We start from the raw sequence: 22,255 nt of genomic DNA, 5'->3' as shown, positions 1-22,255 counted from the left end.
GGCGACATGCACCGCATCCGCATCGGTGCGCGCACCAGCGTGCAGGATGGCTGCGTGCTGCACATCACCCACGCCGGCCCGTTCAACCCGGACGGTTTTCCCTTGCTGATCGGCGATGACGTGACCATCGCCCACAAGGTCATGCTGCACGGCTGCACCGTTGGCAGCCGCGTATTGATCGGCATGGGCAGCATCGTCATGGACGGCGCCGTGGTCGAGGACGACGTGATCATCGGCGCCGGCAGCCTGGTGCCGCCGGGCAAGCGTCTGCAAAGCGGCTTCCTGTATGTCGGCAGCCCGGTCAAGCAAGTGCGCCCGCTGACCGACAAGGAAAACGCCTTCTTTACGTACAGCGCGGCGAACTACGTCAAGCTCAAGGACCTGCATCTGGCCGAAGGCTACGACCAGCTCTGAACCGCCCTACACCTGCTCGGGAATTTCCATGCATTACCAGACCGTACTGTTCGACCTCGATGGCACCCTGACCGACCCGCGTGAGGGCATCACCCGCTCAATTCAATTTGCCTTGGCCAATCTCGGCATCGACGAACCGGACCTGAGCAAACTGGAACACTTCATCGGCCCGCCGCTGCTGCAAGCGTTCATGCAGTTCTACGACTTCGACGAGGCCAAGGCCTGGGAAGCGGTGAATTTCTATCGCGAGCGCTTCAAGGTCACCGGGCTCTACGAGAATCGGGTGTTCGACGGGGTCACGCCGTTGCTGGAAACCTTGAGCGGGCAGGGGCGGCAGTTGTACATCGCCACCTCCAAACCGTGGGTGTTCGCCCGCGAGATCGCCCGGCACTTCGACTTCGCCCGCCACTTCAAAGTGATCTACGGCAGCGAACTGGACGGCACGCGGACCAACAAGGTTGAGCTGATTGCGCACTTGCTTGAGGAAGAACGCCTGGACCCCGCGCAGACCCTGATGATCGGCGATCGCAAGCACGACCTGATCGGCGCGCGCAGCAATGGCCTGGATGCGGCGGCGGTGGGCTATGGGTTTGGCAGTTTTGAAGAGCTGAATGCCGAGGCGCCGGCTTATCACTTTGAAACCTTGGACGAGTTGCATCGGGCGTTTTTGCAGCGCTGATGAAATAGCCTTCGCGAGCAGGCTCGCTCCCACATTGGATCTCGCTGCCTCTGTGGGAGCGAGCCTGCTCGCGAAAGGGCCGTTATGCCCCCGAGTTCCTTAGGACTGGGCCAGCGCTTCCAGCGCCGCCTTGCGCTCATCAACCGGCAACCGTCCCAACCGCTCAACCTCGGCATAAAACCTCAGCCAATCCCCATCCATTTGCCTGAACAGCGCCGCAAACGCCGGCACCCACTGGTCATACAGCCCGAACGGCAACAACCGCGCATTGTTCAGCGGCGCATTGACCCAGGCGTCATAACGTTTGTCCCCGGCCCACTGACTGTCGCGCATTACCCGATACTCCCGGCGCAAGCGCTCGAATTCAGCTGCTTTGCGCTCACGCATCTGCTCAACCGACAGCGGCTGCGCATAGAGCTTCTCCAGTCTTGAACGCGTGTCGAGTACCAGTTCGATGAACTGGTCACGCTGCTTGAGCCTGGCATCCGACTCTGCCGGTAGCCCGCGAAACGTGCGCCATTGCCGCGTGCCTTCCTGCTCGACGAAGGTGGCGAAAGACTCGTTGAATTCAGTGTCGTCCTTCACATAGAACTTCTGGTGCGCCAGTTCATGAAAGATCAACGTGGCCAGCCGTTCGTCGCCCCAGCCCATCATCGAATTGAGGATCGGGTCATCGAACCAGCCAAGCGTCGAGTACGCCTCGACCCCGCCGATCGACACGTCCATGCCCTGCAAACGTTGAATCGCCGCCTCGCCACGGGCCGCGCTCTGGCTGTAGTAGCCGCGATAGGCCACGCAGCCGGCAATCGGGAAGCAGTGATTCTGCGGCGTCAGGGAAAACTCTGCGGTGGCGAACACGTTCCACACCACGTACGGGCGACCGATGTCGGCGTACAGACGATAGCTCTGGTTGTCCGGCAAGTGCAGATGCTCGCTGGCGAACGTGCGGGCCTTTTGTGATTGAGCCAGATGCGCGCGCAATCTGGCATCGCGGCTGGGGTCGGCAATGACTTTTTCGACCGGCTCCCGTGCGCGCAGCAATTGCAGTTGGCCGCTGGCCAACTGGCTGTAATAGCTGACGCTGGTGCAACCGTTGAGCAACAAAAACAACACACCCGGAAACAAAATCGGAAAAACGCGATCAAGTAACCCAAGGCTGGAAAACGGCCTGATCAAAATAAGAAATTCCCCGGAAAGTCTGCCCCAAGACTATCCCGCCTCAAGGAGCACCGCTATGCGCATGTTGATGCTGACAGGAGGCCTGCTGATGCTGGCCGGTTGTGCCGGTTTCGGAATGCCCGACCCCGACCCTTCGCAAGCCTGGATCGATCTTGACGCTCGCCAACACGACACGGCGCTGCAAGCCGTGCAAGTCGATGCTACCCAGGCCATCGACAAACGCTATTTCGAAGTGCAGCCCGGCAGCCATGAGCTGAAGGTGCGCTACCAATTCCCGGTCGAGGCCACCAACATCGGCCCGAATGCCGAACCGCTGTGGCGCGATTGCCAGATGAGCGTGAAATTCAAGGATTTCAACGCCGGCCAGCGCTATCAGTTGCAGGCGGGCAGTATCGGCTTCCGGCCTTGGGCCAGGCTTTATGACGAACAGCGCAAGGTTGTCGGCCAGGGCACACCGGCGGGCTGTCAGAGCAGTTGATCGGCGCTATGCTGCAAATCCCGTCAAAGGATATCGATCATGCGCAAGTTGACGACATTGCTGGCCGCCAGTGTGCTCGCCGGTTGTCAGAGCCCGTTGCCAGCGGCCGATCCAGACAAAGCCTGGGTCGACTTCGCCATGCCTACCCCCGGCGGCAAGGTGCTGATGGCCGAGCGCCTGGATAAACAGCGCTTGCGCGACGGACGGTTTTTTCAGGTGACGCCCGGTAGTCATGAGCTCACCGTGCGCTTTGACTTCGAAGTATTCGGGGGTGGTCAGGGCATGGATACCGATCCGCAAGAGCGGCTGTGTTACATGACGGTGCCCTATGAACACTTCGAGGCCGGGCAGCGTTACCGCCTTGAGGCCCGATCGCTGGCCTTCACGCCAAGTGCACGCTTGATCAATCGTCAGGGGCAGATCGTTGCCAACGAGCGGCAGATCAATTGCGTGCCGTGATAGGCAATCAGCTATCGTTTCTCTGATAGATAATCCGCTTGGTGCCGTTCTCGCAAGAACCGACGATCATGGCCGAGTCGTGCTGCTTCGCCTCTTCTGCCGTGATGATTTCAAGGGTGTACGTTGGGATCGCCTTCGCCTGGATCTTGATCTCGATCTCCTTTCTAAGCTCCTCGCATTTTTTGGGGGCTGCGATAGCGGACGTGGCCAGTGCACTGCAAAGAATCGCCAAGCCAATACGTTTCATCGATGAAGCTCCTTGAGGCAGCGCGCACGGGTGTGCGCTGAAGCTGCTGTCGATTATTCGACCACATTTCTGCTGAGCGGGTTCTGACTTTGCTCACACCTTGTACTGATTGCCGGTTGCTGAGTTGAATCCGAGGCCGCCTTCGCGAGCAGGCTCGCTCACACACTGGATCTGCGACGTGCACAAATCCCCTGTGGGAGCGAGCCTGCTCGCGAAAGCGTCAGCCCGGCAAACGCCGAATCAGCTGACGAGCGAAGCCTCAAGGGTGATCTTCGCATTCAGCACCTTGGAAACCGGGCACCCTTCCTTGGCCTTGTTGCTCAGCTCTTCAAACTGCTGCTGAGTTGCGCCCGGGATTTTCGCCTTGAGAATCAGCTTCACCGCAGTGATCGCGAAGCCGCCGTCAACCTGATCGAGGGTGACTTCGGCGTTGGTGTCGATGCTGTCTGCCTTCAGGCCGGCATCGCCGAGAATCATCGAAAACGCCATGGAGAAGCAGCCGGCGTGGGCCGCGCCGATCAGTTCTTCCGGGTTGGTGCCTTTGCCGCCTTCGAAGCGCGCCTTGAAGCCGTAAGGTGCTTCGCGCAGTACGCCGGTTTCGGTGGAGATCGAGCCGAGACCGGTTTTCAGGTCGCCTTCCCAATGCGCCGATGCCTTTTTCACGATAGCCATGTCTGCCTCCTCAAATATGGCGCGGAACGCCGCGCCGTCGCGGTTTTTACTAGCAAGGCTTCTGAGGATAGACGGCGGAACAAAGTTCAGCCTGGCTGAATCGTTGACTTTTTTAGTAGGAAATTTCGTCGCTGCTATTGAATCTCGGGTATATGCCCTCATTCCATAAAACACGCTTATGGATTTGGCAGGTTTTCGTTCGCAAGAAAAACCTGCCTCCCCACCCGGAGATGCAGGTTCATGAAAAAACTGTCCGACGTTAAATTTTCCACTCTCGACCTGGTGCCGGTGCGCGAAAACGGCAGCGCGGCGCAATCGCTGCGCAACTCGCTGGACCTGGCGCAGCATGCCGAGAAATTCGGCTACACGCGCTTCTGGGTCGCCGAACACCACAACATGGACGGCATCGCCAGTTCGGCCACTTCGGTGTTGCTCGGCTATCTGGCCGGAGGCACGTCGACGATCCGCGTCGGTTCCGGCGGGGTGATGCTGCCCAACCATGCGCCGCTGGTGATTGCCGAGCAGTTCGGCACCCTCGAGAGCCTGTACCCGGGACGCATCGACCTGGGTCTGGGCCGCGCGCCCGGCTCTGACCAGATGACCGCCCGCGCCTTGCGCCGTGAGCGCTCGGGCAGCGCTGACGACTTCCCTGAAGACGTTGCCGAACTGATGCGCTACCTCGGCCCGCGCACCCCGGAGCAACGGGTGATCGCCATGCCCGGCACCGGCACCAACGTGCCGGTCTGGCTGCTCGGCTCAAGCCTGTTCAGTGCGCAATTGGCGGGTGAGCGCGGCTTGCCTTACGCCTTCGCCTCGCACTTCGCGCCGCGCTTCATGCACGAGGCGATCCGCATCTACCGCAATCACTTCAAACCGTCGGCGGTGCTCGACAAGCCGTACGTGATGCTCGGCGTGCCGCTGGTGGCAGCGGATACCGATGAGCAAGCCGATTACCTGGCGACGTCGGTGTACCAGCGCATTCTTGCATTGATGCGTGGCCAGAGCCTGGTGCAGCGCCCACCGGTGAAAACCATGGACGGCCTGTGGCTGCCCCACGAACGTGAAGCGGTGGGCGATTTCCTCGGCCTCGCCATGGTCGGCGGCCCGCAGAAGATCCGCGCCAAGCTTGAGGTGCTGATCGAGCAGACCCAGGCGGACGAGCTGATTTTCACCAGCGATTTGTATGAGCATGCTGATCGCGTGCGCTCGTACGAGCTGCTGGCGCAGGTGATGAAGGGCTAAGATTCACCACACATACCTTGTGGGAGCGAGCTTGCTCGCGAAGACGGAGTGTCAGGCACTCGATATGTCGACTGACCCACCGGTTTCGTGAGCAAGCTCGCTCCCACATCGGGCACATGGAGCCCACAAAAAAGCCGACGCATCCACGTCGGCTTTTGTATTTCAGGCGCAATCAACCGCGCTTGTAAACGATGTCCTTGCTGCCGCCTTCGCAACTGCCGACAACGTCACCATCAGCCGCCGCACCTTTGTCGACAACCTCCAGCGAATAACCGGAAACGCCTTTGGCGTCGAGCTTCGCGGCGATTTCGCTTTTCAGCTCTTCACATGGCTTGCCGGCTGCAAACGCACCACCCGCAAGGCTCAACAAACCTACTGCCAACATGAACTTCTTCATCGGTCGCACTCCCTGGTCGGATTGAAAGAGGCGGGCATCGAGTCATCCACCCGATGCGCTCACCTTGTAGCGCTTTGCCATTCCCTATGGCACTCGGCCAGCGCGCAAGTTCAGAAGACTAGCTCAAACTCAGCTGGCGGCAATCTTGAAGCCGACTTTCAGCGTGACCTGAAAGTGCGCTACCTGGCCATTTTCGATGTGGCCACGGGTTTCGGTCACTTCAAACCATTCCAGATTGCGCAGGGTCTTGTTCGCCTCGGCCAATGCATTGTTGATGGCGTCTTCGATGCTGGTAGTGGACGAGCCGACCAGCTCGACTTTCTTGTAGGTGTGATGGTCACTCATGGCGATCTCCTTGGGTTGGAATGGCGTGTGAAATTGAGCCTAGCAGGCAATTGCACTGTTGATTTCGGCGCCTCTGCGCTGCCGAAGTTCAGAATTTCTGCACTTTCTCGAAGTGGTGAAGTCCCAACCAACACACGCCACTCATCACCAATGCAGGAGAGCCACCATGGCCAACACCTCTTTACGTAAAGCCTCGTTGCAAAGCATGGAAGCCGAGATCGAGAGTCTGCTCAAATCGTTGGAAAGCTTGAAAGACGATGCTTCGGACGAGTCGCGCAAGACCCTCAAGGCGCTGAAAAGCAACGCCGAAAGTGCGCTGAAACATTCCCGTCATCTGCTCAGCGACGCGTACGAAGAAGTCAAAGTGAAAACCCGCGAGACCGGCATTGCCACTCGTGACTACGCGCAGGAACATCCATGGACCACAGCCGGCGTGGCTGTCGGTGCAATCGGTCTGCTCGCCGCCTACTTTTTGTTCAAGCGCGGTGAGTGATCAGTCTGGCGCAGCTCGTTCTTGAGCCACTGCGCCAGTTGCCGCGCGCGTCCGTCTGCGGCGCGCTTGGGTAGCCACAACGCCAGTTGCGCCGGGGTTTCGCAAAAGCCCCACGGCGCAACCAGGCGACCCGCCTTCAGATCTTCGATTACCAGCGGCTCCGGCGCGATTGCCACGCCGAGACCTGCAACAGCCGCCTCCAGCAAATAATACAAATGCTCAAAACCTTGCCCGAGCTTCAACGCCTTGGGATCGAGGTGGTTTTGCTGCGCCCAGCTGGGCCAGGCTTGTGGGCGAGAGGTGGTGTGCAGCACGGGCTCATCAAAAAGATCTGCGGCCACAGCGGTGTGCAGCTTCTGATAACCGCTATACAACGGGCTCATCACCGGGCCGATGCGTTCCGCCGCCAGTTCATAGACCTGCATATCGGCGGGCCACGGTGGCTCGGCGAACAGCAACAACGCATCAAGGCCCGGGCGCCGGGGATCGAGATCACCTTCACCGGCAGACAGGTGCAGACGCAGATCCGGCAAATCGGCATTCAGCCGCCCCAGACGCGGAATAAACCAGCGCGCCAGCAGGCTCCCCGAACAACCCAGCACGAACGGCGCATCCGCTGTGCTTTGCGTCAGTTCGGCGCAAACACTGCGCAAGCGATCGAACGCCTCTGCGCTGGCATCGCGCAGACGCGCTCCGGCATCTGTGAGTTTCAAGCCGCGTCCGTCCTTGACGAACAGGCTCACGCCGAGATGTTCTTCAAGCACCTTGAGCTGGCGGCTGACCGCGCCGTGGGTGACGTGCAGCTGTTCGGCAGCCTGACTCACACTGTTCAGACGAGCGGTGGCCTCGAAGGCGCGCAAGGCATTTAGCGGGGGAAGGTCATGGCTCATGGTATCTGTGAGTTTTCCTGACAGGTTGTGGCGATCTTATCGGTTTTCAGCCTGGAAAGTCAGGGGTAGAGTGGTCGTCATTGTCTTCTGACCGAATTCACCTGGAGCGACCCATGACCCAGACTTCGAACACCTCTGATCTGCGTAACGGCCCTGACGCCAACGGCCTGTTCGGTGCGTTCGGTGGCCGTTATGTAGCGGAAACCCTGATGCCGTTGATCCTCGACTTGGCTCGCGAATACGAAGCGGCCAAGGAAGATCCGGCATTCAAAGAAGAATTGGCCTACTTCCAGCGTGATTACGTCGGACGTCCGAGCCCGCTTTATTTCGCCGAACGCCTGACCGAGTTCTGCGGCGGCGCGAAGATCTACCTCAAGCGTGAAGAGCTGAACCACACTGGCGCACACAAGATCAACAACTGCATCGGACAGATTCTGTTGGCGCGGCGCATGGGCAAGAAGCGCATCATCGCCGAAACCGGCGCCGGCATGCACGGCGTGGCCACGGCCACCGTTGCTGCGCGTTTCGGTCTCGATTGCGTGATCTACATGGGCACCACCGACATCGAACGTCAGCAGGCCAACGTCTTCCGCATGAAGCTGCTCGGCGCTGAAGTCATTCCGGTCGTGGCCGGCACCGGCACTCTCAAAGATGCGATGAACGAAGCCCTGCGTGACTGGGTGACCAACGTCGACAACACTTTCTATCTGATCGGCACTGTGGCCGGCCCACACCCTTATCCAGCAATGGTCCGCGACTTTCAGGCCGTCATCGGCAAGGAAACCCGCGATCAGCTGCAGGCTCAGGAAGGTCGTCTGCCGGACAGCCTGGTGGCGTGCATCGGTGGCGGTTCCAACGCCATGGGCCTGTTCCACCCGTTCCTCGATGACAAGAGCGTGGAGATCATCGGCGTCGAAGCCGCCGGTTACGGCATCGAAACCGGCAAGCACGCGGCCAGTCTGAACGGCGGTGTGCCGGGCGTGCTGCACGGCAACCGCACCTTCCTGCTGCAGGACGACGATGGGCAGATCATCGACGCTCACTCGATTTCCGCTGGCCTCGACTATCCGGGCATCGGCCCTGAACACGCCTGGTTGCACGACATCGGCCGCGTCCAGTACACCTCGGTGACCGACGACGAAGCCCTTGAAGCGTTCCACAAATGCTGCCGTCTGGAAGGGATCATTCCTGCGTTAGAAAGCGCCCACGCTCTGGCCGAAGTGTTCAAACGTGCACCGAAGCTGCCGAAGGATCACCTGATGGTGGTCAACCTCTCGGGCCGTGGCGACAAGGACATGCAAACCGTAATGCACCATATGCAACAGTCGCAGCAGGAGAAACACTGATGAGCCGCCTGCAAACCCGCTTTGCCGACCTCAAGCAACAGAACCGCGCGGCGCTGGTGACCTTTGTCACTGCCGGTGATCCTGACTACGACACTTCGCTGGCGATCCTCAAAGGCCTGCCTGCCGCAGGTGCCGATGTGATCGAGCTGGGCATGCCGTTCACCGATCCGATGGCCGATGGCCCGGCAATCCAGTTGGCCAACATTCGCGCCCTGGGCGCCAAACAGAATCTGGCGAAAACCCTGCAAATGGTTCGCGAGTTCCGTGAAGGCAACAGCGACACGCCGCTGGTGTTGATGGGCTACTTCAACCCGATTCACAAATTCGGCGTCGAGCGTTTCATCGCCGAAGCCAAAGAGGCTGGCGTTGACGGCCTGATCGTGGTCGACATGCCACCAGAGCACAACGAAGAGCTGTGCGACCCGGCGCAGGCTGCTGGCCTGGACTTCATCCGCCTGACCACGCCGACCACCGACGATGTGCGTCTGCCGCGTGTGCTCAACGGCAGTTCCGGTTTCGTCTACTACGTGTCGGTGGCCGGTGTCACCGGTGCCGGTGCAGCGACTCTGGAACATGTGGAAGAGGCGGTTGCACGTCTGCGTCGGCATACCGATCTGCCGATCAGCATCGGTTTCGGCATCCGTACACCGGAGCAGGCTGCGGCCATCGCGCGTCTGGCTGACGGTGTGGTGGTGGGCTCGGCGTTGATCGATCACATCGCCAGTGCCGATACGCCTGAGCAGGCCATCGATGGTGTGTTGAGTCTGTGTTCGGCGCTGTCCCAAGGCGTGCGCAAAGCTCGCCTCTAAAGCCGCAGGGAAATAGAAAAGGCTTCAGAACAGGCGTTCTGAAGCCTTTTTTGTGCTCAGGGTAATTGCAGTCCGCCCGAGGCCTTGTGCAGTTTGCGCAGATGCTCGCCAATCTGCTTGACGTTGGCCTCGCTGGCGGCAATCTCGGCCGCCCGCTTGGGTTCAAGCAGCTTGCGCACTTCGGTATCGAGATCGCCGGACAGTGCCAGCAGCTTCTTCTGCCGCTGGCTGCTTTCCGCTTCCAGTCTGCCGAACTCGCTCGGCTGGGGCAGTCCGTAACCCTTGGAGTCGAGCAGTTCCGCCGGGCGGCTGAGGAAGCCACTGTTGGCGAGGATCTGCTGCAAGGTCGCGTTGGCTTTGTCCATGCCGCCGTTTTCCAGCTCGCGGGCGCCGAGGTAGCGTTGCTTGACCTCGTCCTGGGCCAGCAATAACTGCCGGCGGAAACTGGCTTGCTCCAGCAGCAACAGGGCCGCACTGGTGCGCAGGTCGGCGCGATCGAACCATTCGCGGCGTTGCTCAGCGCTGAGTGACAGCCAATCCTCGACAGTGGTCTGCTTGATCGGCAGCTGCTTCTTCAATACATCGAACATCGCTTGATAGCGATCGCGGAACGAGTCGAAGCGGTAACCCAGGCGCAGCGCTTCTTTCGGATTGTCGAGCACACTGGTATCGGCCAGACCACGGCCCTTGAGCACTTCCAGCAAGCCGTTGGGCATGATGCTGTCTAGCCCGACCAGTTGGCTGTTATTGCTGCCGCTGCGCAACAGTTTCAAGCCTTCCACCGCGCAGTTGTTGGACAGGAAGAAATAGTTGCCGTCGTAACTCCAGTGCATCTCGGCAGCATGTTCGACCACGCCTTCTATTTCCTCGCGAGACAGGTTCAGCGGCACCGAAGCGAGGCTGCGCAGCTCGGTCTTGGTGTATTCGTCGATCACCTGTGCCAGCGGCAACACGAACAGCCGCGACGGGTATTTGCCGACCAGTCCGTCCCAGCTCGACAGCTGCACATCGCCAACGAAAGCGCGATAGGACAGCACCAGGTGCTGATCGAGGTCGAGGCGGCAATCCGGGCCACGCGGGCGACCGGGGGCGCAGATCACCAGGCGCAGCATGCTGTGACCCCAGCGGCTGACCCAGTTCTGATTGGCTTCGGCCAGCAGGTAATCGACGGCATAGACCCGTTCCGGATCGACTTGCCCCAGAGGCTGCTTGGCGAAGTCATTGCCCGCATTGAGAAAGGCAAAGCTCTTGCTGCAGGTGTCCTGCGCTGGCGGCGCCCAGCCGAAATGTTCCTTGTAGTAGCGATAGAGCGCCGGGCGGCGGCAGGCGTAGCTCGGGTCGAGGAGGAAGTACTCCATGTTGACCGCAACGAACTCCTTGGGGCTGGAAATTTCGTAGAGATCCGGACTGCGGGCGATCTGGCGGTTGTGTTGTTCACGCTCGCCACGGCGGCCGACGTACTGTTGCCACCCGGCCAGATCGAGCAGGCGCGGGTCGTCGCTGATGGTGAAGCGCCGACCGTTCTGCCCGCGACACTCATCGGGAATACCGATCAGCCCGGCGCTGTTGAAGCGTCGGGTGCAGCGCTGGATCAACGTGCGCTCGGCGCTCGGCCATAAACGCGCGCGGTCGTAGATATGCGTGATTTCGTGCAGTACCGTGGCCAGCAGTTCCTGGCGCACAGTGCCGTGGGGGCGATTGGTTTTCTCTTTCGCCGCGCTGCCATCGGTGAGACCGGCGAGCAGTTTGCGATTCAGATCGAGCTCGGACACCAGCGTCGCCTGCCCGTAAGCGTTGGCAGGCATGTCGTCGGTCCAGCCGACGTCGATGCGCCGATCCAGCCGCTCGATGAAGCTCGGCGGCAGTTTCGCCATCGCCTCATCGATCAGCGCCTGACTGGCCTGTTGTTGAGCCGGGCTCAGACCCTCGGTCTTGAGCCGCAATTGCAGGCCGGCGTGGGCGCTGTTGCCAAGCAGCAACAACGCCCCGGCCAGCAGCCAGGCGCCAACGGACTTCACAGCGCGAGAATGGCTTCGGCGAGTACCTGATCACTGGCGTCGCGCGCTTCCGGCACGCGAGTGCGCAAGGTGTTGAGGGCTGCTTCGAGGTGCGCGCCACGGATGTCACCGTTGCTGGCGACGAAACTGGCGGCGTCGTCGTGGGCTTCGCGGATGATTTTCGAATCGCGAATCGACGTGGTGGTATCGGAAGTGAAATCGATGCTGCGCTGGGAGGCACGAACGATGATGTTACTGGTGGCTACCAGGGTGTGCGCCTGGGCCATATCGGCCAGCACAAACAGGCCAAGGGCGGCAGCAATCAGCGGGCTACGCATGGAACGACTCCGGAAGGACAAGGATAACTATTGGACGAGAATTGCCTCTGCCAGTTCAAGGTCGCTGGCATGAAGTTTCGGCCGGGTTTTGCGCAGGTAATGCAGCGCGGATTCCAGCCGTGCGCCTCGCCATTCACCGTCACTGGCAACAAAGGCGGCCGCGTCATCGTGAGCGGCGAGCAGCAGTTTACGGTCGAACGGTGCAGAAGACACCATGCTGGTCGCGTAACCGCTGACAACCGTGCCTTGGGTCGATGCATTGAAAGCATCGAAGGCGTTGGCAGACATCGCCCAGCAGGCGGTGAATAAAGTAGAAGAGATGAGCAGAGTTGGAAGAAAGCGCATGGGACTCGACAACTGTTAACGAGCCTGAAGGCTAGCGCAAATGCCCGGCCCAGAGCCAGCGTTGAAACATCGGGACACGGCTGGCGTGTCCCGCAATACCGCAAACGATCAGAGGGTCAGAATGGCCTGAGCCAATTGGGCATCGGTGGCATTGAGTTGGGGCGCCTGATGGCGGATGTGATCGAGCGCGCTTTCCAGCTTCACTCCACGGATATCGCCTTCGCTGGCCACGAAGCTGGCGGCATCGTCGCGGGCGGCGAGGACGATCTTGTCGTCACGGAACGAGGAGGTCACATCGGAAGTGGCGTCGGAAGTGGCTTTCAGCGCGCCGACGATCGAGTCGGTGGTGACGATGAAGCTGGTAGCACTGGCGTTGGCAGCCACGGCCAGCAGGGCGGCGGCACTGAGCAGGCGAAGACGGGTCATGATGTAACTCCTTTGGATAAACCGTAGTGAGAGGTGGCTCGGTATCTGAGGAGTCAGACGCCTGTTGCGCAACGTTCGCCACGTTCTGCATGGATATTAGGCTGCCAGATGCGGTTCGCCCAGTGGTGGCCAGTGATACTCCAAAGGTTCTGGTAACTGTACCGGTATATTCAAGAATTTCGTAAATTGTACCTGTACTCGTTCATATATGCGTTTTAGAGCATTCAAGGCCCCTGAAACGACAAAACCCGTCGTGGTTGCCCACGACGGGTTCTGCTTGTGCAATTCGGGTTGCTGGCGGTGGGTCTGACGACCAGAGCCAGCGACGCTGCTTAGCGCCAGAACGGCTTGCTCAGCTCTTCGTAGCGTTGTGCTTCGCTGATACCGGCGTCGGCCAGCAGACGCGAATCCAGACGGGCCAGTTGGTGGCGGCTGGAGATGCGGCGCTGCCACAACATCAGGTTGGCGATAACGCGCAGAGGCAGGGAAGCCTGGGTGTTTACAGCTTTGTCTTCGAAGAACAGTTCGGAACTGAGTGTACGTTCCATGGTTGACATCCTTCCGCTTGTGGCGGGATCAGGTAGTGGTTTGACTGGTGCCCATGATCCTCTCGTTTGGATAGTCTCTGTAGATACAGTTCATTTGTATTGTGAGTGAGCAGTTAACTGTTTATGGATGGTGTACGGGTCGAAATTGGGCAAACTGTACCTGTCTGCACTTGATTGGTGCATTTTGGCTTGTATCAGGAGGTTGAGTAGGAGTTTGCGGTAGGAAAAGACCGGTACAGCAGTACAGTTTTTGGTGATCCTGTTCTTTGCGAACATCCACCGACGCAAAACTGTGTTTGCCTCGGTGGTTATCTGTGTGAATCACACCGCCAGCATGCGCCCGGTTTCTTCCAGGTTCATATGCCAGCTCAGTGCTTCGCGCAGAATGTGCGGGGTATGACCGCCGATTGCACAGGCAGCGCTGAAGTAATCATTCAGTGCCTGGCGGAAGTCCGGGTGCACACAGTTGTCGATGATCACTCGTGCACGCTCCCGTGGCGCCAGGCCACGCAGGTCGGCGAGGCCGACTTCGGTCACCAGGATGTCGACGTCATGCTCGGTATGGTCGACGTGGCTGACCATCGGCACCACGCTGGAAATCGCGCCACCCTTAGCGATCGATTTGGTCACGAATACCGCCAGATGCGCATTGCGCGCGAAGTCGCCGGAGCCGCCGATGCCGTTCATCATCCGCGTACCGCAGACATGGGTGGAGTTGACGTTGCCGTAGATGTCGAACTCCAGCGCGGTGTTGATGCCGATTATGCCCAGACGGCGCACTACTTCCGGGTGATTGGAGATCTCCTGTGGCCGCAGAATCAGTTTGTCCTTGTACTTCTCCAGGTTGCCGAACACGTCGCTGTTGCGCCGCTCGGACAGGGTGATCGAACTGCCCGAGGCAAAGCTCAGCTTGCCGGCATCGATCAGGTCGAAAGTCGAGTCCTGGAGCACTTCCGAATACATGGTGAGGTCTTCGAACGGCGAGTCGATCAAGCCGCACATCACCGCGTTGGCGATGTTGCCAATCCCGGCTTGCAGCGGGCCGAGCTTGTTGGTCATGCGCCCGGCCGCAACTTCCTGCTTGAAGAAGGTGATCAGGTGTTCAGCGATAGCGTTGGTATCAACGTCCGGTACCGACACTGTGGACGGCGAGTCCGACTGCTGAGTGATGACAATGGCAACGATCTTCTCCGGCGGAATCGGGATCGCCGTGCTGCCGATGCGATCATCGACTTTCACCAGCGGGATTGGCGTGCGCGTCGGGCGGTACGTCGGGATATAAATGTCGTGCAGGCCTTCGAGGTTGGCGTTGTGGGCCAGGTTGATCTCGACGATCACTTGTTTGGCGAAGATCGCGAAGCTGGCCGAGTTGCCCACCGAAGTGGTCGGCACGATATGGCCTTGTTCGGTGATGGCGACTGCCTCAATGACGGCAATGTCCGGCAGCTTCAACTGTTGGTTGCGCAGTTGCTCTACGGTTTCCGAGAGATGCTGGTCGATGAACATCACTTCGCCGGCGTTGATTGCCTTGCGCAACGTGCTGTCGACCTGAAACGGCATGCGCCGCGACAGCACGCCGGCCTCGGTCAGTTGCTTGTCGAGGTCGTTGCCCAGGCTGGCGCCGGTCATCAGGCTGATCTTCAGCGGCGTGACCTTGGCGCGCTCGGCCAGTGCGTGGGGAACGGCCTTGGCTTCGCCGGCGCGGGTGAAACCGCTCATGCCGACGGTCATGCCGTCCTCAATCAGAGCAGCGGCGTCGGCAGCGCTCATCACTTTATCCAACAACGAAGGCAGGCGAATACGGTCACGGTACATGGATTATTATCTCGGGCAACGAGTAGCAGGATGCGCAGTCTAGTGAATTTGGCCGGCGCCTGTCCCGCTACCAAGGTCGCAAACGAGGCCTCTATTTCGCGGGTTTGCAGTAAAACACCGTTACCGGATCTGCAACAACGCGGCAAATTGTCCAGCGTCTGGCGCAAACAAAAACGCCCCGACAAGTCGGGGCGTTCGCTATTGCAGCGGTGAATTACTCGACCGCTTTGACCATGTCTTCGATGACTTTCTTCGCGTCGCCGAAAACCATCATGGTCTTGTCCAGATAGAACAGTTCGTTGTCCAGACCGGCATAGCCGCTGGCCATCGAGCGCTTGTTGACGATGATGGTCTTGGCCTTGAACGCTTCGAGAATCGGCATGCCGGCAATCGGTGACTTCGGATCGTTCTTCGCGGCCGGGTTGACCACGTCGTTCGCGCCGAGCACCAGCACCACGTCGGCCTGACCGAACTCGGAGTTGATGTCTTCCATCTCGAACACCTGATCGTAAGGCACTTCGGCCTCGGCGAGCAGGACGTTCATGTGCCCAGGCATGCGACCGGCCACCGGGTGAATCGCGTACTTCACGGTCACGCCGCGATGGGTCAGCTTCTCGGTCAGTTCCTTCAGTGCGTGTTGTGCACGGGCCACTGCCAGACCGTAGCCCGGGACGATGATCACGGTGTCGGCGTTGGTCAGCAGGAAGGTTGCGTCATCAGCCGAGCCGGATTTCACCGGACGGGCTTCCTGCGCACCGGCAGGACCTGCATCTGCCGTATTGCCGAAACCGCCGAGCAGTACATTAAAGAAGGAGCGGTTCATCGCCTTGCACATGATGTACGAGAGGATCGCACCGCTCGAACCCACCAGCGAGCCGGCAATGATCAGCATCGAGTTGTTCAGCGAGAAACCGATGCCCGCCGCCGCCCAGCCGGAATAGCTGTTGAGCATCGACACCACCACCGGCATGTCGGCGCCGCCGATCGGGATGATGATCAGCACGCCCATCACGAACGCCAGCGCCAGCATCAGCGCGAACGCCGTGAGGTTGCCGGTGAACATGAAGGTCAGGCCGAGAACCAGCGTGGCCAGACCCAGAACCGCATTGAGCTTGTGCTGACCGGCGAACTGTACCGGTGCGCCCTGGAACAGACGGAACTTGTATTTGCCCGAGAGCTTGCCGAAGGCGATCACCGAACCCGAGAAGGTGATCGCACCGATGGCGGCACCGAGGAACAGCTCCAGACGGTTGCCCGCCGGGATCGCATCGCCCAGCTGTTTAACGATACCCAACGACTGCGGCTCAACTACCGCCGCAATGGCAATGAACACCGCCGCGAGGCCGATCATGCTGTGCATGAACGCTACCAGTTCCGGCATCTTGGTCATTTCAACGCGCTTGGCCATGATCGAACCGGCGGTGCCGCCGACCAACAGGCCAACGATCACGTAACCGATACCGGCAGTGGCCAGCTCGGCGCCCAACTTATAGATGAGGCCAACGGTGGTGAGGATCGCCAACGCCATGCCGAGCATGCCGAACAGGTTGCCGCGCCGCGAAGTGGTCGGGTGCGACAGGCCTTTGAGGGCCTGGATAAAGCAGATCGACGCGATCAGGTAGAGCGTCGTGACGAGATTCATGCTCATTACTTCGGCGCCTCTTCTTTTGCTTTCGGGGCTTTCTTCTTGAACATCTCAAGCATGCGGCGGGTGACCAGGAAGCCACCAAACACATTGACCGCCGCCAGTGCCACTGCCAGCGTGCCCATGGTTTTGCCCAGCGGCGTGACGGTCAGCGCAGCAGCGAGCATGGCGCCGACGATCACGATCGCCGAGATCGCGTTGGTGACTGCCATCAACGGCGTGTGCAGCGCAGGCGTAACGTTCCAGACCACGTGGTAACCGACATAAATCGCCAGCACGAAGATGATCAGGTTGTAGATACCGGGGGAGATAAGCTCTTCCATCGTCTGAATCCCTGCTTAGGCGTTTTTGCGGATGACTTGGCCGTCGCGGCACATCAGGCACGCGGCGACGATGTCGTCTTCGAGGTTGACGTCGAACTGGCCTTCCTTGGTGAACACCAGCTTGAGGAAGTCCAGCAGGTTGCGTGCGTACAGCGCCGAAGCATCGGCAGCGACTTCACCGGCGAGGTTGGTCGGGCCGACGATGGTCACACCGTTTTCCACAACGACCTGATCGGCGACGGTCAGTGGGCAGTTGCCACCCTGGGCGGCGGCGAGGTCGATGACCACCGAGCCCGGCTTCATCTGTGCCACGGTCTCGGCGCTGAGCAGCGTCGGCGCCTTGCGGCCCGGAATCAGCGCGGTGGTGATGACGATATCGGCCTGCTTGGCGCGCTCGTGCACAGCCTGCGCCTGACGCTGCATCCAGCTCGCCGGCATTGGCCGCGCGTAACCGCCGACACCGACGGCGCATTCGCGCTCTTCATCAGTCTCGTAAGGCACGTCGACGAACTTGGCGCCGAGGGATTCGATCTGTTCCTTCACCGCTGGACGCACGTCGGACGCTTCGATCACCGCACCCAGACGTTTCGCCGTGGCAATCGCCTGCAACCCGGCCACGCCTGCGCCAAGAATCAGCACCCGCGCCGCTTTCACGGTGCCCGCAGCAGTCATCAGCATCGGCATGAAGCGTGGGTAATAGTGAGCCGCGAGCAACACCGCTTTGTAGCCGGCGATATTCGCCTGCGACGACAACACATCAAGACTCTGCGCCCGCGAGGTGCGCGGTGCCGCCTCGAGGGCGAACGCGGTAATGCCGCACTCGGCCATCTTCGCAATGGTCTCGTTGTTGAATGGGTTGAGCATGCCCACCAGCACCGCACCGCGCTTGATCAGCGTCAGTTCGGCATCGCTTGGCGCGATCACTTTGAGAATCAGCTCGGCGCCAAACGCGTCATTGGCGCTGCCAATGCTTGCGCCGGCCGCTTCATAGGCACTGTCGACGACACTGGCTTTGACGCCAGCGCCGCTTTGCACAGTGACCTTATGGCCTTGGCTGATCAGCTTCTTGATGGTTTCCGGGGTTGCAGCAACCCGTGTTTCACCGGTCTGGGTTTCGAGAGGAACACCAATGTGCACGTCAAATCTCCTGCGTGATCTTATTGAGTAAACCCATGCACTACGGATGGTGCGACTGGGGCGGCCGATCAGCACGATCCCGCCGAATCAGGGCGGGGCGCGGCATTTTGCAGGCGAACTTTATGCCCTTCAAGGGATTATGACGGGTGACGGAAAATTAACTACAAGTCATGCCGTGACCGAATGTCGCAGATGGCCAGTTGAACCCCTTGCAGGCCGTGCCCTGCATGGATTCTGGCTGAATTTGAAAAAAATTCGCATCGGTGGCGTGAATAGGCAGTAATGAGTCGCCATTAGAGGCTCAAAGCCACGTGTTTGGCAGCTTGTGGGACGTCTGTACGACTTTCGGATACAGTCTGCGCAAAAGCGACAAATAGTTATATCTGTAGGGCTTTGTTTTTTCTGACTACGGGGTTAAGTATTGCGCAGAGCCTTTATTCTTCTAGGCTGTAGCTCTGCGCTTGATTTACCAGCCAGTCGCGAAATGCCTTCAGCGATGCCGATTCGACCTTTCGCTCCGGAATCATCAGGTAATAGGCCTTGATGCTGGAGAGCGCTTGAGGGTTGGCAACCATCAGCCGTTTCTCTGCCAGCTCGCGCTGGATCAGAAACGGCGGAATCAGCGCGACGCCCATGTCGTGCATGGCTGCCTGGGCAAGCATGGAGAATAGCTCGTAGCGTGGGCCTGTCATGTCGCGAGGGATATTCAGTTGCTGCGAGTTGAACCATTGGCGCCAGGCGTAAGGTCGGGTGGTCTGCTGCAGCAGCGGTAGCTCGGCGATGGCTTGCGCTGTCAGTTGCTTGCGATCGCCGAGTAGGGCGGGGCTGCACACCGGCATCGGATTTTCGCCCATCAACCTGTGGGATTCGGTACCCGACCAGTCGGCATCACCGAAGTAGATCGCGGCATCGAATTCGGTGTCGGCAAACAGGAATGGCCGAGTGCGGTTGGTCAGGTTGACGGTCACTTCCGGGTGCTTGAGCTGGAAATCCTTGAGCCGTGGCAGCAGCCATTGCGTGCCGAAGGTCGGGACGACTGCGAGCTCGATGACGTTGGTGCCCTGCTGGCCCATCACCGAAAGGGTGTCGCGTTCCACTGCATCGAGCTGAGTCGCCACCCGGCGACTGTATGAAAGTCCCGCTTCCGTCAGCTTCACCCCACGTCGCGAGCGCCGGAACAACTCCACGCTGAGGAATTCCTCAAGGCTGGCGATCTGTCGGCAAATGGCGCCTTGGGTGAGCGACAGCTCTTCAGCGGCCCGGGTAAAGCTCTCATGGCGGGCGGCTGCTTCGAAGCTGATCAGTGCGGCGGTGCTGGGGATCTTTCTGCGCATGTACGTCAACCTCACTAATGCGCCGCATAAAAGGCAATTCGCGACGTTTCGGAGTGAGAAATTAGCACAACAGGATGCGAAATCCTCGTTTGCCGCGATGGCGAACCGCGCCTAGGATCAATGCCACGTTAATTCACCCGATTACGAGGGCGCACTCATGGGCGGTAAAGCTAGTTTCAATTGGATCGATCCCCTGCTGCTGGATCAACAGCTCACCGAAGAAGAGCGGATGATCCGCGACACCGCCGCGCAGTTCGCTCAACAGAGTCTGGCGCCGCGTGTGCTCGAAGCTTTCCGTCATGAAAAGACCGACCCGGCAATCTTCCGCGAGATGGGAGAAGTCGGCCTGCTCGGCGCCACCATTCCAGAACAATACGGTGGCAGCGGTCTGAATTACGTCAGTTATGGCTTGATCGCGCGTGAAGTCGAGCGAGTCGACTCTGGCTATCGCTCGATGATGAGTGTGCAGTCCTCGCTGGTGATGGTGCCGATCAACGAATTCGGTACCGAAGCACAGAAACAGAAGTATCTGCCGAAACTGGCTTCCGGCGAATGGATCGGTTGCTTCGGTCTGACCGAGCCGAACCACGGTTCCGATCCGGGCGCGATGATCAGCCGGGCGCGCAAGGTCGATGGCGGCTACAGCCTGACCGGCGCGAAGATGTGGATCACCAACAGCCCGATCGCTGACGTCTTCGTGGTCTGGGCCAAGGACGATGCTGGCGACATCCGTGGTTTCGTTCTGGAGAAAGGCTGGAAAGGCCTGAGCGCTCCGGCGATTCACGGCAAGGTCGGCCTGCGCGCTTCGATCACCGGTGAGATCGTCATGGACAACGTGTTCGTGCCGGAAGAGAACATTTTCCCGGACGTGCGTGGTCTGAAAGGTCCTTTCACCTGCCTCAACTCCGCACGCTACGGCATTTCCTGGGGCGCACTGGGCGCCGCCGAGTTCTGCTGGCACACCGCGCGCCAATACACTCTGGACCGTCAGCAGTTCGGTCGCCCGTTGGCCGCGACGCAACTGGTACAGAAGAAACTCGCCGACATGCAGACCGAGATCACCCTGGCACTGCAAGGCTGCCTGCGCTTGGGCCGGATGAAGGACGAGGGTACCGCCGCCGTTGAAATCACTTCGATCATGAAGCGTAACTCCTGCGGCAAGTCGCTGGATATTGCGCGGATGGCGCGCGACATGCTCGGTGGTAACGGCATCTCCGATGAGTTCGGCGTGGCCCGTCACCTCGTCAACCTGGAAGTGGTGAATACCTATGAAGGTACCCATGACGTTCACGCGCTGATCCTCGGGCGTGCACAAACCGGTCTGCAGGCGTTCTATTAATAGGAGTGCGGACCATGGGCGCGCTGTCGCATCTACGGGTACTGGATTTATCGCGAGTGCTGGCCGGGCCTTGGGCCGGACAGATCCTCGCCGACCTGGGCGCCGAGGTGATCAAGGTCGAGCGCCCGGGCAATGGTGATGACACCCGCGCCTGGGGCCCGCCCTTCCTTAAAGACGCTTACGGCGAGAACACGTCGGAAGCGGCTTATTACCTCTCGGCAAACCGCAACAAGCAATCGGTCACCATCGACTTCACCCGCCCTGAAGGGCAGAAGCTGGTGCGCGACCTGGCGACAAAGTCGGACATTCTGATTGAGAATTTCAAAGTAGGTGGTCTGGCGGCCTATGGTCTGGACTATGAGTCGCTGAAGGCGCTCAACCCGAATCTGATCTATTGCTCCATCACCGGCTTCGGCCAGACCGGCCCTTACGCCAAGCGTGCAGGGTATGACTTCATGATTCAGGGCCTTGGCGGCTTGATGAGTCTGACTGGTCGACCTGAAGGAGATGAAGGCGCTGGCCCGGTGAAAGTGGGCGTGGCGCTGACGGATATTCTTACCGGGCTGTATTCGACGGTGGCGATCCTCGCGGCATTGGCTCATCGCGATCACGACGGTGGCGGCCAGCACATCGATATGGCGTTGCTGGATGTACAGGTCGCGTGTCTGGCGAACCAGGCGATGAACTACCTGACCACCGGCAATGCGCCAAAGCGTCTGGGAAATGCGCATCCCAACATCGTGCCTTATCAGGACTTTCCTACGGCGGATGGTGACTTCATTCTTACCGTGGGTAATGACGGGCAGTTCCGCAAGTTCGCAGAGGTGGCTGGCCAACCGCAGTGGGCGGATGATCCGCGCTTCGCGACCAACAAGCTGCGGGTAGCGAACCGCGCGGTGCTGATCCCGTTGATCCGCCAAGCTACGGTCTTCAAGACGACTGCCGAGTGGGTTGCACAACTGGAACAGGCGGGCGTGCCTTGTGGGCCGATCAATGATTTGTCGCAAGTGTTTGAGGATCCTCAAGTGAAGGCGCGCGGTCTGGCGATCGAACTGCCGCATGCATTGGCGGGGATGGTGCCCCAGGTGGCCAGCCCGATTCGATTGTCGGAGACGCCCGTTGAATATCGTCATGCGCCTCCTTTATTAGGTGAGCACACATTAGAGGTTCTGCAGCGGGTGCTGGGTCTGGGGGCAGGCGCGGTGGCTATGTTGAAGGAGGAAGGCGTCCTTTAAGTCTTCTTCTATATAGAAGAAGCTCTTTTCTCATCTGATTGAATGTTTTTTAACCAATACGCAAGTTATTGAAAGAAAAGCGAAATTAACGGTTGACGGCAGATTCCAGAGGTCTATAATTCG

The 22,255-nt window shown here is 59.7% G+C and carries 26 protein-coding genes; 10 read left to right on the top strand and 16 right to left on the bottom strand.

All coding sequences use genetic code 11. The features are described 5' to 3' along the window. Positions 1-414 (top strand): gamma carbonic anhydrase family protein (locus tag D8U70_RS12265; protein WP_130928975.1); only part of this gene is annotated, 414 nt, incomplete at its 5' end. A 28-nt stretch (positions 415-442) separates the two neighbouring features. Then, positions 443-1,093, top strand: a complete 651-nt coding sequence (locus D8U70_RS12260; protein WP_130928974.1) for an HAD family hydrolase — start codon at positions 443-445, stop codon at positions 1,091-1,093. Positions 1,094-1,192: 99 nt separating this feature from the next. On the opposite strand, the gene D8U70_RS12255 is transcribed toward D8U70_RS12260, so the two are convergent. Further along, positions 1,193-2,269, bottom strand: a complete 1,077-nt coding sequence (locus D8U70_RS12255; RefSeq protein WP_130928973.1) for an aminopeptidase — start codon at positions 2,267-2,269, stop codon at positions 1,193-1,195. 58 nt (positions 2,270-2,327) lie between these two features. Here D8U70_RS12255 and D8U70_RS12250 point away from each other — a divergent pair, with 58 nt between their 5' ends. After that, entirely contained in the window at positions 2,328-2,750 is a 423-nt protein-coding gene (locus D8U70_RS12250; RefSeq protein ID WP_073470767.1) for a hypothetical protein, read from the top strand. 39 nt (positions 2,751-2,789) lie between these two features. Continuing rightward, on the top strand, positions 2,790-3,209 hold the full coding sequence (locus D8U70_RS12245) for a hypothetical protein (RefSeq protein WP_016772310.1): 420 nt from the start codon (positions 2,790-2,792) through the stop codon (positions 3,207-3,209). Between the two features lie 7 nt (positions 3,210-3,216). Here the strand turns inward: D8U70_RS12245 and D8U70_RS12240 are convergent, their stop codons facing one another. Beyond that, positions 3,217-3,456 carry a DUF1161 domain-containing protein gene (locus D8U70_RS12240; protein ID WP_071173978.1) on the bottom strand — a complete coding sequence of 80 codons (240 nt, stop codon included), beginning with the start codon at positions 3,454-3,456 and terminating at the stop codon, positions 3,217-3,219. Positions 3,457-3,696: 240 nt separating this feature from the next. Further along, positions 3,697-4,128, bottom strand: a complete 432-nt coding sequence (locus D8U70_RS12235) for an OsmC family protein (protein WP_016772308.1) — start codon at positions 4,126-4,128, stop codon at positions 3,697-3,699. A 240-nt stretch (positions 4,129-4,368) separates the two neighbouring features. Between D8U70_RS12235 and D8U70_RS12230 the strand changes: the two genes are divergently transcribed. Next, a complete protein-coding gene (locus D8U70_RS12230) occupies positions 4,369-5,370 on the top strand; it encodes an LLM class flavin-dependent oxidoreductase (RefSeq protein ID WP_071173979.1) in 1,002 nt (333 codons plus the stop codon). Between the two features lie 172 nt (positions 5,371-5,542). On the opposite strand, the gene D8U70_RS12220 is transcribed toward D8U70_RS12230, so the two are convergent. Further along, positions 5,543-5,767: a DUF1161 domain-containing protein gene (locus tag D8U70_RS12220; protein ID WP_071173980.1), complete on the bottom strand. Its 225-nt coding sequence runs from the start codon at positions 5,765-5,767 to the stop codon at positions 5,543-5,545. A gap of 129 nt (positions 5,768-5,896) precedes the next feature. Next, the gene (locus D8U70_RS12215) at positions 5,897-6,112 is read right to left on the bottom strand and encodes a dodecin (protein WP_016772305.1); all 216 of its coding nucleotides are present in this window, start codon (positions 6,110-6,112) and stop codon (positions 5,897-5,899) included. A gap of 166 nt (positions 6,113-6,278) precedes the next feature. Here D8U70_RS12215 and D8U70_RS12210 point away from each other — a divergent pair, with 166 nt between their 5' ends. After that, entirely contained in the window at positions 6,279-6,605 is a 327-nt protein-coding gene (locus D8U70_RS12210; RefSeq protein WP_039757078.1) for a DUF883 family protein, read from the top strand. On the opposite strand, the gene D8U70_RS12205 is transcribed toward D8U70_RS12210, so the two are convergent. Next, the gene (locus D8U70_RS12205) at positions 6,578-7,495 is read right to left on the bottom strand and encodes a LysR family transcriptional regulator (protein ID WP_122748180.1); all 918 of its coding nucleotides are present in this window, start codon (positions 7,493-7,495) and stop codon (positions 6,578-6,580) included. The genes D8U70_RS12210 and D8U70_RS12205 overlap by 28 nt on opposite strands. A gap of 113 nt (positions 7,496-7,608) precedes the next feature. On the opposite strand from D8U70_RS12205, the gene trpB reads away from it, so the two are divergent. After that, a complete protein-coding gene (trpB, locus tag D8U70_RS12200) occupies positions 7,609-8,841 on the top strand; it encodes a tryptophan synthase subunit beta (protein ID WP_016772302.1) in 1,233 nt (410 codons plus the stop codon). Next, on the top strand, positions 8,841-9,650 hold the full coding sequence (trpA, locus tag D8U70_RS12195; RefSeq protein ID WP_130928971.1) for a tryptophan synthase subunit alpha: 810 nt from the start codon (positions 8,841-8,843) through the stop codon (positions 9,648-9,650). Before trpB ends, trpA begins: the two co-directional genes overlap by 1 nt. A gap of 56 nt (positions 9,651-9,706) precedes the next feature. On the opposite strand, the gene D8U70_RS12190 is transcribed toward trpA, so the two are convergent. The 10 genes from D8U70_RS12190 to D8U70_RS12145 all read right to left on the bottom strand — a co-directional run bounded on the left by D8U70_RS12190 (position 9,707) and on the right by D8U70_RS12145 (position 19,558). Continuing rightward, complete coding sequence (locus tag D8U70_RS12190) at positions 9,707-11,668, bottom strand: DUF4105 domain-containing protein (protein WP_130928970.1); 1,962 nt, start codon at positions 11,666-11,668, stop codon at positions 9,707-9,709. Further along, a complete protein-coding gene (locus D8U70_RS12185; RefSeq protein ID WP_076564885.1) occupies positions 11,665-11,985 on the bottom strand; it encodes a DUF2388 domain-containing protein in 321 nt (106 codons plus the stop codon). Before D8U70_RS12185 ends, D8U70_RS12190 begins: the two co-directional genes overlap by 4 nt. A gap of 27 nt (positions 11,986-12,012) precedes the next feature. Beyond that, positions 12,013-12,330, bottom strand: a complete 318-nt coding sequence (locus tag D8U70_RS12180) for a DUF2388 domain-containing protein (protein WP_095182269.1) — start codon at positions 12,328-12,330, stop codon at positions 12,013-12,015. Between the two features lie 108 nt (positions 12,331-12,438). Continuing rightward, positions 12,439-12,756 carry a DUF2388 domain-containing protein gene (locus D8U70_RS12175; protein ID WP_016772298.1) on the bottom strand — a complete coding sequence of 106 codons (318 nt, stop codon included), beginning with the start codon at positions 12,754-12,756 and terminating at the stop codon, positions 12,439-12,441. A 332-nt stretch (positions 12,757-13,088) separates the two neighbouring features. After that, positions 13,089-13,304, bottom strand: a complete 216-nt coding sequence (locus D8U70_RS12170) for a DUF1127 domain-containing protein (protein WP_007911656.1) — start codon at positions 13,302-13,304, stop codon at positions 13,089-13,091. A gap of 321 nt (positions 13,305-13,625) precedes the next feature. Further along, positions 13,626-15,119 carry an acetyl-CoA hydrolase/transferase family protein gene (locus D8U70_RS12165; protein ID WP_071173986.1) on the bottom strand — a complete coding sequence of 498 codons (1,494 nt, stop codon included), beginning with the start codon at positions 15,117-15,119 and terminating at the stop codon, positions 13,626-13,628. A 214-nt stretch (positions 15,120-15,333) separates the two neighbouring features. Further along, positions 15,334-16,767 (bottom strand): NAD(P)(+) transhydrogenase (Re/Si-specific) subunit beta, encoded by a 1,434-nt coding sequence (locus D8U70_RS12160; RefSeq protein WP_110644713.1) that lies wholly within the window; start codon positions 16,765-16,767, stop codon positions 15,334-15,336. Next, a complete protein-coding gene (locus tag D8U70_RS12155; RefSeq protein ID WP_003220416.1) occupies positions 16,767-17,087 on the bottom strand; it encodes an NAD(P) transhydrogenase subunit alpha in 321 nt (106 codons plus the stop codon). Before D8U70_RS12155 ends, D8U70_RS12160 begins: the two co-directional genes overlap by 1 nt. A gap of 15 nt (positions 17,088-17,102) precedes the next feature. After that, on the bottom strand, positions 17,103-18,224 hold the full coding sequence (locus D8U70_RS12150; protein ID WP_071173988.1) for a Re/Si-specific NAD(P)(+) transhydrogenase subunit alpha: 1,122 nt from the start codon (positions 18,222-18,224) through the stop codon (positions 17,103-17,105). 434 nt (positions 18,225-18,658) lie between these two features. Then, positions 18,659-19,558 (bottom strand): LysR family transcriptional regulator, encoded by a 900-nt coding sequence (locus D8U70_RS12145; protein WP_122705361.1) that lies wholly within the window; start codon positions 19,556-19,558, stop codon positions 18,659-18,661. Between the two features lie 157 nt (positions 19,559-19,715). Here D8U70_RS12145 and D8U70_RS12140 point away from each other — a divergent pair, with 157 nt between their 5' ends. Then, positions 19,716-20,897, top strand: a complete 1,182-nt coding sequence (locus tag D8U70_RS12140; protein ID WP_024015035.1) for an acyl-CoA dehydrogenase — start codon at positions 19,716-19,718, stop codon at positions 20,895-20,897. Positions 20,898-20,911: 14 nt separating this feature from the next. Next, positions 20,912-22,132 (top strand): CaiB/BaiF CoA-transferase family protein, encoded by a 1,221-nt coding sequence (locus D8U70_RS12135; protein WP_071173990.1) that lies wholly within the window; start codon positions 20,912-20,914, stop codon positions 22,130-22,132. Positions 22,133-22,255 lie beyond the last annotated feature (123 nt).

This window comes from Pseudomonas sp. Sample_20, from assembly GCF_004307585.1.
GTDB classification, from domain to species: Bacteria; Pseudomonadota; Gammaproteobacteria; order Pseudomonadales; family Pseudomonadaceae; genus Aquipseudomonas; species Aquipseudomonas atacamensis.
Note: the sequence above shows the minus strand (reverse complement) of the source record. Positions and strands in the feature narration are given on the sequence as shown.